This is a genomic window from Faecalibacter rhinopitheci (genome assembly GCF_015234135.1).
In the GTDB taxonomy this organism is placed as follows: Bacteria; Bacteroidota; Bacteroidia; order Flavobacteriales; family Weeksellaceae; genus Empedobacter; species Empedobacter rhinopitheci.
The window spans coordinates 69,791-84,785 of the sequence record NZ_JADGIK010000003.1; the positions used below are offsets into that span (position 1 = coordinate 69,791).

Annotated in this window: 13 protein-coding genes; 8 read left to right on the forward strand and 5 right to left on the reverse strand. The window is 31.2% G+C overall.

Annotation, left to right across the window (positions count from 1 at the left end):
* Positions 1-31: 31 nt before the first annotated feature.
* Complete coding sequence (gene mutY, locus IM532_RS05360) at positions 32-1,072, reverse strand: A/G-specific adenine glycosylase (protein ID WP_194182414.1); 1,041 nt, start codon at positions 1,070-1,072, stop codon at positions 32-34.
* A gap of 84 nt (positions 1,073-1,156) precedes the next feature.
* Between mutY and IM532_RS05365 the strand changes: the two genes are divergently transcribed.
* The gene (locus tag IM532_RS05365) at positions 1,157-1,453 is read left to right on the forward strand and encodes an HU family DNA-binding protein (RefSeq protein WP_194182416.1); all 297 of its coding nucleotides are present in this window, start codon (positions 1,157-1,159) and stop codon (positions 1,451-1,453) included.
* Between the two features lie 224 nt (positions 1,454-1,677).
* Entirely contained in the window at positions 1,678-3,249 is a 1,572-nt protein-coding gene (locus tag IM532_RS05370) for an Rne/Rng family ribonuclease (protein ID WP_194182418.1), read from the forward strand.
* A gap of 40 nt (positions 3,250-3,289) precedes the next feature.
* On the opposite strand, the gene IM532_RS05375 is transcribed toward IM532_RS05370, so the two are convergent.
* Together IM532_RS05375 and IM532_RS05380 are read right to left on the reverse strand one after the other, a co-directional pair.
* The gene (locus IM532_RS05375) at positions 3,290-4,009 is read right to left on the reverse strand and encodes a GLPGLI family protein (RefSeq protein WP_194182419.1); all 720 of its coding nucleotides are present in this window, start codon (positions 4,007-4,009) and stop codon (positions 3,290-3,292) included.
* 85 nt (positions 4,010-4,094) lie between these two features.
* Positions 4,095-4,937 carry a siderophore-interacting protein gene (locus IM532_RS05380; RefSeq protein ID WP_194182421.1) on the reverse strand — a complete coding sequence of 281 codons (843 nt, stop codon included), beginning with the start codon at positions 4,935-4,937 and terminating at the stop codon, positions 4,095-4,097.
* Between the two features lie 111 nt (positions 4,938-5,048).
* Between IM532_RS05380 and IM532_RS05385 the strand changes: the two genes are divergently transcribed.
* A complete protein-coding gene (locus IM532_RS05385) occupies positions 5,049-5,807 on the forward strand; it encodes a tyrosine-protein phosphatase (protein WP_194182422.1) in 759 nt (252 codons plus the stop codon).
* Between the two features lie 49 nt (positions 5,808-5,856).
* On the opposite strand, the gene IM532_RS05390 is transcribed toward IM532_RS05385, so the two are convergent.
* A complete protein-coding gene (locus tag IM532_RS05390) occupies positions 5,857-6,291 on the reverse strand; it encodes a DUF6646 family protein (protein WP_194182424.1) in 435 nt (144 codons plus the stop codon).
* 95 nt (positions 6,292-6,386) lie between these two features.
* Here IM532_RS05390 and IM532_RS05395 point away from each other — a divergent pair, with 95 nt between their 5' ends.
* The 3 genes from IM532_RS05395 (at position 6,387) to IM532_RS05405 (ending at position 10,548) form a co-directional block, all read left to right on the forward strand.
* The gene (locus IM532_RS05395; protein ID WP_194182425.1) at positions 6,387-7,595 is read left to right on the forward strand and encodes a BaiN/RdsA family NAD(P)/FAD-dependent oxidoreductase; all 1,209 of its coding nucleotides are present in this window, start codon (positions 6,387-6,389) and stop codon (positions 7,593-7,595) included.
* 150 nt (positions 7,596-7,745) lie between these two features.
* Positions 7,746-8,978, forward strand: coding sequence for an OmpP1/FadL family transporter (locus IM532_RS05400; RefSeq protein WP_194182426.1), 1,233 nt, complete (start codon positions 7,746-7,748; stop codon positions 8,976-8,978).
* Between the two features lie 13 nt (positions 8,979-8,991).
* Complete coding sequence (locus IM532_RS05405; RefSeq protein WP_194182428.1) at positions 8,992-10,548, forward strand: SGNH/GDSL hydrolase family protein; 1,557 nt, start codon at positions 8,992-8,994, stop codon at positions 10,546-10,548.
* Between the two features lie 89 nt (positions 10,549-10,637).
* Here IM532_RS05405 and fbp read toward each other — a convergent pair whose 3' ends face one another.
* Positions 10,638-11,651 carry a class 1 fructose-bisphosphatase gene (fbp, locus tag IM532_RS05410; protein ID WP_194182430.1) on the reverse strand — a complete coding sequence of 338 codons (1,014 nt, stop codon included), beginning with the start codon at positions 11,649-11,651 and terminating at the stop codon, positions 10,638-10,640.
* Between the two features lie 184 nt (positions 11,652-11,835).
* On the opposite strand from fbp, the gene IM532_RS05415 reads away from it, so the two are divergent.
* Together IM532_RS05415 and IM532_RS05420 are read left to right on the forward strand one after the other, a co-directional pair.
* The gene (locus IM532_RS05415; protein WP_194182432.1) at positions 11,836-13,077 is read left to right on the forward strand and encodes an aspartate kinase; all 1,242 of its coding nucleotides are present in this window, start codon (positions 11,836-11,838) and stop codon (positions 13,075-13,077) included.
* Positions 13,077-14,927 carry a lysophospholipid acyltransferase family protein gene (locus IM532_RS05420; protein WP_194182434.1) on the forward strand — a complete coding sequence of 617 codons (1,851 nt, stop codon included), beginning with the start codon at positions 13,077-13,079 and terminating at the stop codon, positions 14,925-14,927. The genes IM532_RS05415 and IM532_RS05420 overlap by 1 nt, the downstream gene beginning before the upstream one ends.
* Positions 14,928-14,995 lie beyond the last annotated feature (68 nt).

Consider the following 14,995-nt stretch of genomic DNA (forward strand, 5'->3'; position numbering starts at 1 on the left):
GTTTTTAATTTCGTGGTTTTAAGATACGAAATTAATCGAAAAAATGATAATTTATAAATTTTTCAATCGGTTTTGGTAAAGGGATATTTTCAATATCATTTAGTTTTACCCATTCAAAATCAGTAATATTACGCAAACGTGTTATGTTCTCGCTCTGAGATTGTAATGTATAATATTTAATAAATAAATTTTGATGAGATAGAATATGTTTTTCCTCTGAAATAAAGCTTAACTCGAGGTGTAAACTTTGTTCAATTAATGCTTCATGATCCAATAAATCACTAATTGTTTCCAGCATTGGTAAAGTATATAGGTTTTTCCAAACATCATTACCTTCTCGTTTTGATAAAGCGATTCTATCTTCATCCTTAATAAGGATAAAATGTAAGAATCGATTAGTCACTTTTATTTTCTTTGTTTTAACGGGTAATGCAAGAACTTTATTTAAACGAAGTGCTTCGCAGGATTCATTTAGAGGACATATATCACATTTTGGAAGTTTTGGTGTGCAAATCGTCGCCCCCAAATCCATAACAGCTTGGTTAAAATCTCCAGGTCTTTTTTGGTCAATAATTTCTAGTCCTAGTTCCCAGAATATCTTTTTTGTTTGCGAATTAGAGATGTCATTTTCGATATTATAGTACCTAGAAAACACTCTAAACATGTTTCCATCGACTGCAGGAACAGCTTCATTGTAGACAATAGACGCAATTGCCGCCGCTGTATAATCACCAATTCCTTTTAATTTTTTTAACTCAATAAAAGAATCAGGAAATACTCCATTCAATTCTTTATCAATAAACTGAGCGGTGTAATGTAGGTTTCTTGCACGAGAATAATACCCTAATCCTTGCCATAATTTTAATACTTTTTGTTCATCTGCTAATGCAAGATCTTTTACGGTATCAAATTCTTTTATGAAATTAAGGTAAAAATTCTTACCTTGGTCCACCCTTGTTTGTTGAAGGATGATTTCTGACAACCAAATATGGAACGGATTTCGAGTATTGCGCCAAGGTAATTCTCTTTTATTGCGGTCAAACCATGACAAAATCAGGTAGTTGAATTTCATAAAATCTGCTAAAATGCTTTTTTTGTTAAGATGTAATAGTTATATTTGCACCCGCTTTCAAATTTAAGAAGAATAAAAGGAATTATGACAAAGGCAGAAATAGTAAATAATATTTCAGGTAAATTAGGACTTGAAAAGAGCGATACTCAAAGAGTAGTAGAATCGTTTATGGAGGAGGTGATTAAATCTTTAGTTAATGGAGAGAATGTTTACTTAAGAGGTTTTGGTTCTTTTACTATTAAAACGAGAGCTGAAAAAACAGGTAGAAACATTACTAAAGGAACATCTATCATTATTCCTGCGCATAACGTGCCTACATTCAAACCAGCTAAAACTTTCATCGAAGATGTAAAGACTAGCGAAGTAAACGAAGTAAAATAACAAGTAAAATAATTGTATCATGCCAAGCGGAAAAAAACGTAAAAGACATAAGGTAGCGACGCACAAACGTAAAAAACGTCGTCGTCTTAACAGACACAAAAAGAAAAAATAATAAACAGGTAACTGTTTGATATTTTAATCTTTTTTGAAGATTAGCACTTTTCAACACAGATTTTGGAAAGTGCTTTTATCATTTTATTAAAGTTAATATTTGTTAATTTTTGATGAGCAAAGAACTAGTTATATCAACAAAAGGAGATCAGGTACGTATAGCTGTACTTGATGAAGGTCGTTTGATGGAATTTCATCAAGATTCTATAAATGACGGTTTTGCTGTTGGGGATATTTACTTGGGGAAAATAAAAAAATTAGCACCTAGCCTAAATGCGACTTTTGTAGATATTGGGTATTCTAAAGATGCCTTTTTACATTACCATGATTTAGGTCCACAAATACGATCATCTAATACTTTTGCTAAAAAAGTAGTAAATGGTTTGTATAAAACTGACAAACTAAAAAACTTCCGTATGGAAGAGCCTATAGACAAAGACGGGATTATATCTGAAATCTTTGCTTCAGGCGATTCAGTATTAGTTCAAATAACAAAAGAACCTATACATACGAAAGGGCCAAGAATTACATCAGAAATTTCAATTGCTGGTAGATTCTTAGTTTTAGTTCCATTTTCGAATAGAGTTTCTATTTCACAAAAAATAAAATCAAAACCCGAGAGAGAACGTTTAACAAATATACTAGAAGGACTGGCTCCTGAAGGGTTTGGCGTAATTATCCGTACGGTTGCTGAAGGGAAAAAAGTTGATGAGTTACAAGCTGATTTAAATTATTTAATCAATAAATGGGCTCAAATCTTTAAAAACTTACAAAAGAAAGTTGCTCCCGCTAAGATTTTGAGTGAGATGGATAGAGCTTCATCTATTTTAAGAGATAATTTTAACGAAGAGTTTGTTAAAATATCTGTAGATGATGCGCAACTTGCTGAAGAAATGAGGGAATATCTGGAAGTTATCGCGCCAGAAGTCATCAATCTAGTTAAAGAATATGATGATCCATATGTTCCGATTTTTGAAAAATTTAATGTTGAACGTCAAATAAAGCAAGCTTTTGGAAAAACGGTAACCATTCCACAATCTAAAGGAGCATATTTAGTGATAGAACACACAGAGGCATTACATGTTATTGATGTAAACTCTGGGAATATTTCAAGAAACTCAAAAAATCAGGAGGAATCGGCCTATGCTGTAAATAAAATTGCTGCGTCAGAAATTGCACGCCAATTAAAGTTACGAGACATGGGAGGAATTGTTGTAGTGGACTTTATTGATATGACAGATGCTGAACATAAGAAAGAATTGTTTGAGCATTTGCGCACAGAAATGGGCAAAGACAAAGCGAAACATAAAATTTTGCCACCAAGTAAATTTGGATTAATCCAAATCACAAGACAAAGAGTAAGACCAGAGATCAACTTTGTCACAACAGAAGAAAATCCAAACCAGGAAATGAATGAAGTTGAGGCACCTATCGTTACAATTGACAAAATTGAACAAGTGCTCTTGAATATCCTTGAACGTAAAGATAAAGATCTAAGTAAGATGTCTTTACATGTGCATCCGTTCGTTGCGGCGTACTTAAAAAATGGATTACCAAGCATTCAAATGAAATGGTTTTTTAAACACAAAAAGTGGATTAAGATTGTACCAAGAGATGCGTATAAATATTTACAATTCAATTTCTTGGATAAAAATCACAATACACTTTACAACGAATCAAATTAAAAAAGCCTCGCAATGCGAGGCTTTTTCTATAGCTTATTTTTTAATCTTTATCAACTCCTTTGTTTCCATACATTTCTGATAATCGTTTATCATATTCTTTTCGATATGTTTTAAACTCTTGTGCAGATATAGCTTTTCCTTTTTTAGGCACAGAAAATGTTAGATTATGATCTATCGTTAATTTATCTAATTTATATTGTGTGTAATTTTCGGGTTTTTCAAGAAATGTCATTTTAGCCTCAATTACTAATCCTGGTAATCCAAAAGTATTATCTGGTCCACATTTTGATTTTATATCAGTGGAATACCATGCTTCATAACCATATCCATCTTTTTCAAAGGTTGCCTTTTTAGTATTATAACCATTTATTTTTTTTATTTCTCGAGATAATTTCCATTCGAAAGGTTGAATCTTAGATGTAATTAGAAATATCTTTCCATCTAATTCTTTTGAAACAATCATTTCATTAGTAGTAAAATCTAAATAAGATTCTAGATCCTTTTCTGCGCCAATCATTGTCATCTGTGTTCTCGGACCTTGTGAATTACTAATCCTATCTATTTGTTTCAGAGAACATTTATTTTCATCACCTAATAATTGAATATAAGATGGTTTGGAAAATTCTTCTTCCATATGTCTATATTCAGCATTATTACCTTCTATTTTAAGGAAACTTCTCTTTTCATACTCAATATTAAATTTATCTTGGGAATATACTGAGATAGAAAAGAATAATAAATTAAGATACAATAAATTCATAATCAGTGGTTTAATTTTATAAATATAATAAAAAAAAGGCTTTCATTTTATGAAAGCCTTTTTAAAAAAGTTTAAATATTTGGAATTAAAAAACCTTAACAGTTTCTGTTTGTTCTATTCTATCATGGCATTCTTCTAACCCATTTCGTTCAGCTTTACCAGCTTTCCAATGTGAAGTACAATACATTTCGTCCTTTGCCCATTCTAAATCTTCTTTAAAAAAAGATTTAATTTTTTTAATTGATTGAGATTCTCCAGCTGCGTATATAAAGCGTTTTCCTTCTTTACGTTTTGGATATTTTTGACTCGTAATTAATTTCGCTAATGCTGTTCCTTTTCCTCGTTGTGGATTAACGATCCATTTAAATTCAAGATTTGCTTTAGTTTCAATTTTATGAACATCTTCTTTCGTCGGAATTTCAATACAAACAATTCCTTTCGTAGTTGCAGGTAAAGATTCAATAATGACTGAAATTACAGGTAACCCCGTTAAGTCAGCAGCTAAACAAATAAAATCTGTTTTTGGTGCAATGTCTTTTTTCTTTTCTTTCATAGAAACACCAATTCTGTCGCCAATTTTTGCATTTTTTGCCCAACGAGAACCAGGTCCATTATCACCATGATCTGCTACATCTACGATTAACTCATTATGATTAGCATTTACACCACGTAAAGTATATGTGCGAGTTACAGGCTTAAATTTATCTGATGGAGTATACCATTTTTTCGAATTTTCATCATATTCAGCAAAGTGAATATCACGAATTCCGAGTGGTGGAAAGGATAATTTACAAGTACCACCTAATGTTGTATTTTCAAAAACTTCTACCTCATCATTTCCTAAATATAAACGTATTAAATGTGGTGTTACATATTCTTTACGTTTCAAATAAAATTTTTCTTTTGCGATTTTAGTTTTTTCAGCCATCTTATTTAGATTAAATCTAATTCCATACAAAACTAATCTAAATTTAGAATTAATAAAAATAATTTTATTTTTTAACAAAATCTTTCATTTTTTACCAAAAATTAGAGTAGATTGAAGTTAAATATTTTGGATATGCAACTATCGCATCAACTTAGAGTTTTACCGATTGTAGGTGGATATAATTTTAGAGACTTAGGAGGAATAAAAACTAACGATGGAAAAGAAGTTATACAAAATCTTTTAATTAGAACAGATGAATTAAGTAATCTCGAAAATCAAGATTTAGATTATCTGGCCGAGATTAATGTAAAATCCATTGTAGATTTTAGAACAAAACAGGAAAGGGAAATTTCTGTAGATAAAGTTCCTACGACATGTGAAAACGAATTTCATTTAGATATTATGGCTGGTAATATGAATGATTTTTTCCTTAAAATTAAACAAGGAAATAGTGATTATAAAAATATATTAAGTCATTTTTATTCCGATTTAGTAACTAGTCCTAATGCCATTGAGTCCTATCAGCATTTTTTTGAAATTTTGCAAAATAAGGAGAATTGCTCTGTAGTATATCATTGTACAGCAGGTAAAGACAGAACAGGAATAGCTACAGCTTTAATTTTAGAATGTTTAAATGTAGATAGAAATGTAATAGAAGAAGATTATCTACTTTCTAACCATTTCTTACAGAAGAAATATGAGGGTTACATTTCTTTAAACCCAGAATTAGAAGATTTGTTTTTAGTGAAAAGTGAATATATTAATTATGCTTATGATATGATTATAAACAAGTATTATTCTGTGACAGATTATCTTACAGATGTACTGAAAGTAGATATAGATGTAATGAAAAAAAATTATACACATTAAAAAAAGCCTCAAAAAATTATTTTGAGGCTTTTTTAGATATTTATATCTTTTATAATTGAATTAGTAATCCTAACGATCCTCTAGATCCTGCTTCTATATAAGCACCAATATTATCACTAAATAGGTATCTAAATCCTAAATGTGCACCTAAACCTAAACCATGATTAAAACCTACGTCTAATCCTGGATACAAATCCATATTTGAAGGCATGTTTAATAATTCTCCTAAATGTACATTTGCTCGTCCAAAAACATAGAAATTATCCTTATCTTCATTTTTTCCGCTAAAGTAGAATTCTCCACCACCACCAATAGATATTAAGTCAGATAATCCGTAATCATATATGGCTGTTAAACCTGTCCCGTAACCCCAAGGAACAAATCCTAAAGATACTTTTTGGTCACCATTTCCTGAGTATGCTTGAGCGGTTGCAAAATTGAAAGTAAATAAGCTTAAAAGTGCTGTAAATAGTAATTTTTTCATAGTCATTATATAACGATGGAAATATAAACAATTATTGTACCTAATTGTAAAATTATGTTAAAATTAGTTTAAAAATATTCTTTTAACTTTACACCGTGGAAAAAATAGCAGTAATTGGTGGCGGAGCAGCAGGGTATTTCCTTGCCGCTAACCTAGGAAAAGAGATTGGGAAGCATACTGTAATATTTGAGCAATCTTTATTGCCTTTACAAAAAGTACGTATTTCTGGAGGAGGAAGATGTAATGTAACACATGCTTGTTTTGATCCTTTAGATTTAGTTGAGTATTATCCTCGTGGTAAAAAGGAATTGCTGAGTGTATTTTATCAGTTTCAACCGGGGGATACAATGGCTTGGTTTGAAGAACGAAAGGTAGAGCTGAAAATAGAAGATGATAATAGAATATTTCCAGTTTCTAATAGTTCTTTATCAATTATAGACTGTCTTTTAAAAGAAGTCGAAAAAAACAAAGTAAAAGTAAATTTTTCAGATGGAGTAAAATCAATAAGAAAAATTGAGAAAGGTTTTGAACTCGAGACTTCTTCGGGGACATATCAGTTTGAAACGGTTGTTGTTACAACAGGAAGTACACCTAAATTCTGGAAAAACCTTAAATCACTAGGACATAAAATAATTTCACCTGTCCCTTCTTTATTTACTTTTAATTGTAAAGATCCACGCATTGAAGGATTGATGGGAATCTCCTTTGAAAATGCTGAAATTAAAATGAAATCAGAGAAATTAGAAAATGATGGTCCTTTACTCATAACACATTGGGGGTTTAGTGGTCCTGCAATTTTACGATCATCTGCATGGGGAGCGATTGCTTTGAATGAAAAGGGGTATAAATTTGATATTCAGATCAATTTCATTCAACAAACAAAAGAAGATGTCGTTGATCTTCTCCACAATAAAAAATTTGACGATCCTAAAAAGTCTATTTATAAATACAATCCTTTTGATTTTCCTAAAAGATTCTGGATTAGTATACTTCAATATTGTAAAATTAGCGAACAATTAGTTTTTGCTGATTTATCTAAAAAACAAATCGATTTAATAGCAAAAGAATTAACAGAAGCTGAATACGCGATAAATGGTAAAAGTACATTTAAAGACGAGTTCGTTACAGCGGGTGGAGTTGATTTAAAAGAGGTTAATTTCCAAACAATGGAATCAAAATTAATTCCTAACCTATTTTTTGCAGGGGAGGTGTTAAATATAGATGCCATTACAGGAGGTTTTAATTTCCAAGCTTGTTGGTCTGAGGCATACATAATTTCTAATAAATTAAAGGATATTTATTAATCAGTGTATTTTTTACACTCGTTTTTTAAATATTTAACTACTTTATTTGAAATGAAGTATTAAAATTTACTATGTAAACATAACATTATAAAGAAAATATTATATTTTTGTTAATAAGAAATTAACAAAAAAACTATTTATAAAAAAGATATGAAGAAAACTTTCTTGACATTAGCCTTGATAGCTTTATCCTCATCTGCATATGCAGGAGGATATCGAGTAGCTTTACAAGGTGTAAGACAAGCTGCATTAGGAGGAACTTCTGCTACTCAAACAAGAGATGCAAGTGTTGCTTTTTATAATCCGGCAGGGTTAGCTTTTGTAGACGCTAAACTAAGTGTTGCTGTAGGAGGATTTGGAGTAAACTCTGAAGCGAATTGGCAAGATCCTTTAACTTTAGAACGTTCAGATACAGATAATAAGTTATCTACACCAATCTATTTATCGGTTAGTTATAAGCCAACAGATGATTTAGCAATAGGTGTAAATGTTAGTACACCATTTGGAAGTTCTTTGAACTGGCCAGAAAATTGGGCGAATAGAGCAAATATTACTCATATAGATTTAAAAGCATTTAATATTCAACCAACTGTTGCTTATAAATTTAACGACTGGTTTAGTATAGGAGCAGGATTTATTTATACACATGGATCAGCGACGTTAGAAAAAGTACAAACTGTTGCAGGTAATGATATTGGACTTAAATTAGAAGATGATGATGCACATGGATTAGGATTTAATGTAGGTGTAATGTTTAAACCAGGAGAGAAATTTGGTTTAGGATTAGCTTACCGTTCTAATGTTGATGCAAAAGCGAATAAAGGAAAAATTACATGGTCTGGGGTTCCATCTGGTCTAGGAAGTAATGAAACATTCCAAACAAATGAGTGGAATACAGTTTTACCATTACCATCAGAATTTACAGCAGGAATTTCATATAAGTTTACACCTAAGTTCCAGATGTTTGCTGATGTAGCTTGGCAAAATTGGACGAGATATGAAAATTTAACGATTAATTTATATAACTCATCTACAGGATATCAACAAGAATCTGTATCAGTTAAGAATTGGAAAGATAATACTATATACCGTGTAGGGGCAGAGTATACATTCTCTGACTTGATACAAGGTCGTTTAGGATACTATTTTGATAAGTCGCCAGTTCCAAGCTCATATTGGTCATCAGAAACTCCTAGTACTAATCTACATTCATTTACAGGAGGTTTAGGATTTAATTTACCAAGTGGATTCTACATAGATTTATTTGCGGGATACGTTAAAGGAGAAGAAAGACACATTCATAATATTGCTGATAATTTTATCGGAGATGTTAAGATGCATGCATTCAATTTTGGGGTAGGAGTTGCTTATAATTTAAAATAAAACTACAGGAAACATGAAAAAATTAAACAAGATATTATTAGCAGCATTAGCTGTAACTCTATTTAGTTGTGATAATGATTTTGAAAATCCTGTAGAGGAATTTCAAGCTTCTGCAGGTGAAGCAAACTTTTCAAAATATATTGCATTAGGAAATTCATTAACATCAGGATATGCAGATAATGCATTGTATAGATCAGGACAAGAAAATTCTTATCCAAATATGTTAGCTGGTTTAATGAAAGCTGCCGGTGGTGGTGAATTTAAGACGCCTTATATGCAAGATGATATTGGTGGTTTTGTAAACTTACCAGGTTTTCCAGGTAAATTAGTTTTAAGAAACAATAATGGAACTTTAGCTCCAGAGCCTTTAGAAGGTGTAACGGCATTGGATAATATTGCAGCATCAGGACCATACCAAAATATGGGAGTTCCAGGTGCAAAATCGTATCATTTAGTAGCTCCAGGTTATGGAAACGCTGCAGGGTTAGCTGCAGGATTAGCTAATCCATATTTTGCACGCTTTGCAAGTAGTGCAACAACTTCAGTAGTTGCAGATGCAGTGGCACAAAATCCAACTTTCTTTTCTTTTTGGATTGGAAATAATGATGTTTTGGGTTATGCTATTTCTGGTGGAGTAGGTGTTGATCAAACAGGAAATTTAGATCCATCTAAATATGGATCATCTGATATTTCTGATGTTCTTGTTGTAAAATCTTCTATAAATTCAGCTTTACAAGCTTTAACGGCTAATGGAGCTAAGGGTGTAATTGCTAATATTCCATCTGTTACATCTGTACCTTATTTTACAACAGTGCCTTATGCGCCGTTAGATCCTAAAAACCCTGCTTTTGGACCGATGATCCCAACTTTGAATGCAACATATGCTGGGTTAAACCAAGTTTTTGAAGCTTTAGGTGTTCCGGAAAGAAAAATCGTATTTTCTACAAATTCTGCAAGTGCTGTAGTAATTAAGGATAAAGATTTAACAGATTTATCAGCTCAAATTACAGCTGCTTTAACTCCTGTATTTGGAGCGGCAAAAGCTACATTGTTTGGTATGACATACGGACAAGCTCGTCAGGCTACTGCTAAAGATTTATTAGTATTATCATCTTCTAATTATTTAGGTAAAGTTGATAACGTTCGTGTTCAGACTTTAAAAAGTTTAGGTTTATCTGAAGAAGAAGCTGCGCAATTAGCAGTTGCAGGAGTTAGTTATCCTTTAGAAGATAAATGGGTTTTATCAGAAAAAGAAACTGCAAAAGCTGAAGCTGCTGTAACAAAATACAATACAGCAATATTAGAGTTAGCAAGATCATATAATTTAGCAATTGTTGATACATATTCTGAAATGAAGAAATTATCTTCGAATACAGGTATTCGTTTCTACGGAAATACATATACAACTACTTTCGTATCTGGTGGAGCGTTTTCTTTAGACGGAATTCACTTAACAGGAACGGGATATGCAATTGTAGCTAATATGTTTGTTGATGCAATTAATGCAAAATATGGTTCTACATTAAGAAAGGTTAATCCAGGAAATTATCCAGGAGTTAAAATCCCTTAATACATAAAGAACTTAAAATACATAAAAAAAAGCTTCTCATTATTTGAGAAGCTTTTTTTATATTTTAAAATAAATACTCTTAATAAGGTTTATTCTGGGTTTTGAGCCATAAACTCTTCTGCCTTTTCTACTAAATTCTTTGATCCACAGAAAAAAGGAACACGTTGATGAAGTTCTTTAGGATTAATATCTAATATGCGTCTATACCCATCAGAAGCCTTTCCTCCGGCTTGTTCTGCAATATAAGCCATAGGATTACATTCATACAATAAACGTAATTTACCTTGTGGATTGTTAGTACCAGAAGGGTATAAATAAATACCACCTTTTAACATATTACGATGAAAGTCTGAACATAATGAACCTATATATCTAGAAGTATAAGGTCTATTATCTTCTTCTGTCTGACAATATTTAATGAAATTTTTAACACCTTGAGGAAATTTTACGTAATTTCCTTCATTTACAGAATATATACTTCCATCTCCCGGTATTCTTAAATTTGGATGAGATAAGTAGAAGGTACCAATTCCAGGATTTAAAGTAAATCCATTTACGCCATTACCTGTAGTATAAACTAACATCGTAGATGTTCCGTAAACTACGTATCCAGCTGCTACTTGTTTGTTACCAGGTTGTAAGAAATCTTCTAATGTAACTGGAGTTCCAGGCTCAGATACTCGGCGGTAAATAGAAAAAATTGTACCTACAGATACATTTACATCAATATTTGAAGAACCATCTAAAGGATCAATTAATACAACATATTTACTGTTTACTTGATTTCTATTTGCCTTAATTTCTATAAAATCTTCATTTTCCTCAGATGCAATACCACAAACTACTTCACGCTGTGAAAGTGTTTCAATAAATGTCTCATTTGCAAAAACATCTAATTTTTGTTGTTTCTCTCCTTGTACATTTTCATTTCCATATTCTCCAAGAATATTAACTAAACCCGCCTTGTTTACTTTATAATTTACAATTTTAGTTGCTAATTTAATAGAGCTTAATAGTCGAGATAATTCACCAGTAGAGTAAATAAAGTCTTCTTGATTTTCAATAATAAACTCACCTAGAGTTTGATGTGAATTTTGTGTCATAGTATTGTTTTGCTCTTCAAATATCGGAATTTTTAATTTTATAAATCAATTTCAAACGTTTGAAATTGTAAAAAAAAATAATAAGATATATTTTTTAAAAATACACGTACATTATATAATGTGTTAGTATTTTAAACTTCTCAAATGCTTATATTTGCAGGCTAATTATTAGAAATGATTTAATATGAAGGTTTTCAAATTCGGTGGTGCATCGGTTAAAGATGCTGAAGGAATCAGAAATGTAGCTAATTTATTGCAAGCTGTAGGCTTCCAAAACACATGTATGATTGTGTCTGCAATGGGAAAAACTACGAATGCGTTAGAAGAAGTTGTTAAACATTATTTTGAAAAGGAAGACTACGTTAAAAAGATTAATGAAGTTGAAAAACATCATATAGATATTGCTATTGAGTTATTTGCAGATGCAGCAGATGTATCAAACGAGATTAGTCAATTCTTTAATGATTTAACCTCATTTTTAAGAAGAAATAAATCTCCTAACAGAAGTTATGTGTATGATCAAGTAGTTTGTTGCGGGGAATTAATTTCTACAAAGATTTTATCTATGTATTTAAACTCTATAGGTATTGTCAACGAGTGGTTAGATGTAAGAGATTATATAAAAACAGATGATACTTACCGTGAGAGTAAAGTTGATTGGAAATTAACGGAAGAAAATATTTCAAAATTACCTCAAGTAGGATTTTATATCACGCAAGGTTTTATAGGATCAGATCCAAACTATTTTACGACTACTTTAGGACGCGAAGGATCAGACTATTCTGCGGCAATATTTGCTTATTGTACAAATGCAGAAAGTATGACAATCTGGAAAGATGTACCTGGGGTATTGAATGCAGATCCACGTTATTTTGAAGAAACAGAATTACTAGAGCATATTTCTTACGAGGAAGCAATAGAGTTGGCTTACTACGGTGCTTCTGTAATTCACCCAAAAACATTACAACCTTTACAGCAAAAAGAAATTCCATTCTTTGTAAAATCTTTTATTAATCCATTAGAGCCTGGTACAGCTGTAAAAAAAGGACAACCTTTAATACCAAAAGTTCCTTGTTTTATTTTAAAGAAAGAACAACATTTAGTTAGACTTAGTTCAAAAGATTTTTCTTTTATAACAGAGGATAAACTAAGCGGAATATTTACAAAATTATATAATAGACAAATAAAAGTGAACTTAATGCAAAACTCTGCAATTTCACTTTCGATGTGTTTAGAAGATAAATACAATCATTTAGAATTGTTTCTACAAGATGTAGAAACAGAATTCAAAGTTCAGTTGGATAGAGATGTATTATTATACACAATTCGTCATTTTGACGTATCTTCTGATACAATAATCAGCAAGGATCAAGAATTGTTGCGTCAAACAGTTCGAGAGACATTACAAATTGTCGTTAAAAATTAATGGGCTTAGTTACAACTAATGAAATATACAATGCTTCGGGTTTATCTCGCTTAGGGATAATAGGAAAACCTGTGGCATGGTGCGTCAAGAAATTATTAGATCTTGATAAACTGAACAAATTATACGATGGAGGTTCTCATCTAGGAGCAGTAGATTTCTTATCATATTTAATTGATGATTTAAATGTTGATTATGAAATACATGAAGAAGATTTAAAACGAATTCCTAAATCCGGACCATTTGTAATAGTATCTAATCATCCGCTAGGAGCATTGGATGGAATATTATTGATGCATATTATGAATAAAATTCGTCCTGATTTTAAGGTAATGGGTAATTTCTTATTGCACAAGATAAAACCATTAGAGCCAATGGTAATTCCTGTAAATCCTTTTGAGTCAAGAAAAGATGCGTACAATAGTTTAAACGGTATGCGCGAAGTTTTTCGTACATTAAAAGATGGAGGATGTATTGGTATTTTTCCGGCGGGTGAAGTTTCTTACCGAAATGAAAATGGTGAGTTAAATGATCGTGAATGGCAAGATGCTGCTATAAAGTTGATAAAAAAGGCTAAAGTACCTGTTATACCTGTTTTTTTTAGAGCAAAAAATAGTGAGTTATTTTATCGTGTAGCGAAAATTCATCCAGATTTTCAGACTGCCATGCTACCATCAGAAATGATGAAGAAAAGGACACGTCCTATTCAAATTCGTATAGGTAAACCAATTTTACTAAAACAGCAGGATGAATTTAATGATATTCAAGAATTCAAAGCTTTTTTACGTAAGAAAACTTATATGCTTTCTTCTTACTATAATAAGAAGAAATCATTTAAAGATGTTATAAAAAATCCATCAAATATTCATTTACCAAAAATCTATACTAAGACGATGGTAAAAGATATTGTAGCAGAAACATCCATAGATTTGATCCAGAGTGATATCGAAAATTTAAGAAAAGATGAATTATCGTTATTATTTAAAAATCATGATTATGAATGTTACTTTGCTAAAGCGGACGATATCCCAAATGTTTTAAGAGAAATTGGACGTTTACGAGAAATTACCTTCCGTGAGATTGGTGAAGGAACAAATGATGAAATTGATTTAGATCGATTTGATAATCATTATCACCATCTATTTCTTTGGGATAAAGATGCCAATAAAATTGCAGGTGCATATCGCATGGCAATTGGAGCTGAGGTATATGAAAAATATGGTATAAAAGGGTTCTATGTAAATGAATTGTTTAATTTTGATCAAGAAATTCATCCATTTTTTAGTCAATGTATAGAGATGGGAAGAGCATTTGTTTCGTCAGAATACCAACAAAAGCCAATGCCTTTATTCTTATTATGGCGAGGAATTGTCCATGTAACTTTACGTAATCCAAACCAAAAATTTATTATTGGAGGGGTAAGTATTAGTAATCAATTTTCAGATTTCTCAAAATCGTTGATGATTGAGTTTATGAAATCACACTACTACGATTCTACAATTGCTCAATATGTGCGTCCAAAAAAGGATTATAAAGTAAAATTATCTGATGAAGATAAACAATTTATTTTTGATGAATCAGAAGCTGACTTAAATAAGTTTGATAAACTGATTGATGAGGTAGAGCCTAACATGCTTCGATTACCGGTTTTAATTAAGAAATACATCAAACAAAATGCAAAAGTTATTGCATTTAATGTAGATCCAAACTTTAACGATGCTATAGATGGTTTAATGTATATCCGCGTTGCAGATATTCCTGAGTCTACAGTACGTCCAGTAATAGAAGATATTCAAGCTGAACTTGAACGAAAAATAAATTCGGTAAAGCCAGAAGGTAATATGGAATTATAATATTCCTTTATTAAATATAAGTATAAAAAAAAGCGCCTAACAATTGTTAGGCGCTTTTTATATTTTAA

What these genes read in the sequence shown, in the direction of transcription:
- mutY (WP_194182414.1), bottom strand. Translation starts at nt 1,072, where the DNA reads ATGAAATTCAACTACCTGATTTTGTCATGGTTTGACCGCAATAAAAGA.
- IM532_RS05365 (WP_194182416.1), top strand. Translation starts at nt 1,157, where the DNA reads ATGACAAAGGCAGAAATAGTAAATAATATTTCAGGTAAATTAGGACTT.
- IM532_RS05370 (WP_194182418.1), top strand. Translation starts at nt 1,678, where the DNA reads ATGAGCAAAGAACTAGTTATATCAACAAAAGGAGATCAGGTACGTATA.
- IM532_RS05375 (WP_194182419.1), bottom strand. Translation starts at nt 4,009, where the DNA reads ATGAATTTATTGTATCTTAATTTATTATTCTTTTCTATCTCAGTATAT.
- IM532_RS05380 (WP_194182421.1), bottom strand. Translation starts at nt 4,937, where the DNA reads ATGGCTGAAAAAACTAAAATCGCAAAAGAAAAATTTTATTTGAAACGT.
- IM532_RS05390 (WP_194182424.1), bottom strand. Translation starts at nt 6,291, where the DNA reads ATGAAAAAATTACTATTTACAGCACTTTTAAGCTTATTTACTTTCAAT.
- IM532_RS05400 (WP_194182426.1), top strand. Translation starts at nt 7,746, where the DNA reads ATGAAGAAAACTTTCTTGACATTAGCCTTGATAGCTTTATCCTCATCT.
- IM532_RS05405 (WP_194182428.1), top strand. Translation starts at nt 8,992, where the DNA reads ATGAAAAAATTAAACAAGATATTATTAGCAGCATTAGCTGTAACTCTA.
- fbp (WP_194182430.1), bottom strand. Translation starts at nt 11,651, where the DNA reads ATGACACAAAATTCACATCAAACTCTAGGTGAGTTTATTATTGAAAAT.
- IM532_RS05415 (WP_194182432.1), top strand. Translation starts at nt 11,836, where the DNA reads ATGAAGGTTTTCAAATTCGGTGGTGCATCGGTTAAAGATGCTGAAGGA.
- IM532_RS05420 (WP_194182434.1), top strand. Translation starts at nt 13,077, where the DNA reads ATGGGCTTAGTTACAACTAATGAAATATACAATGCTTCGGGTTTATCT.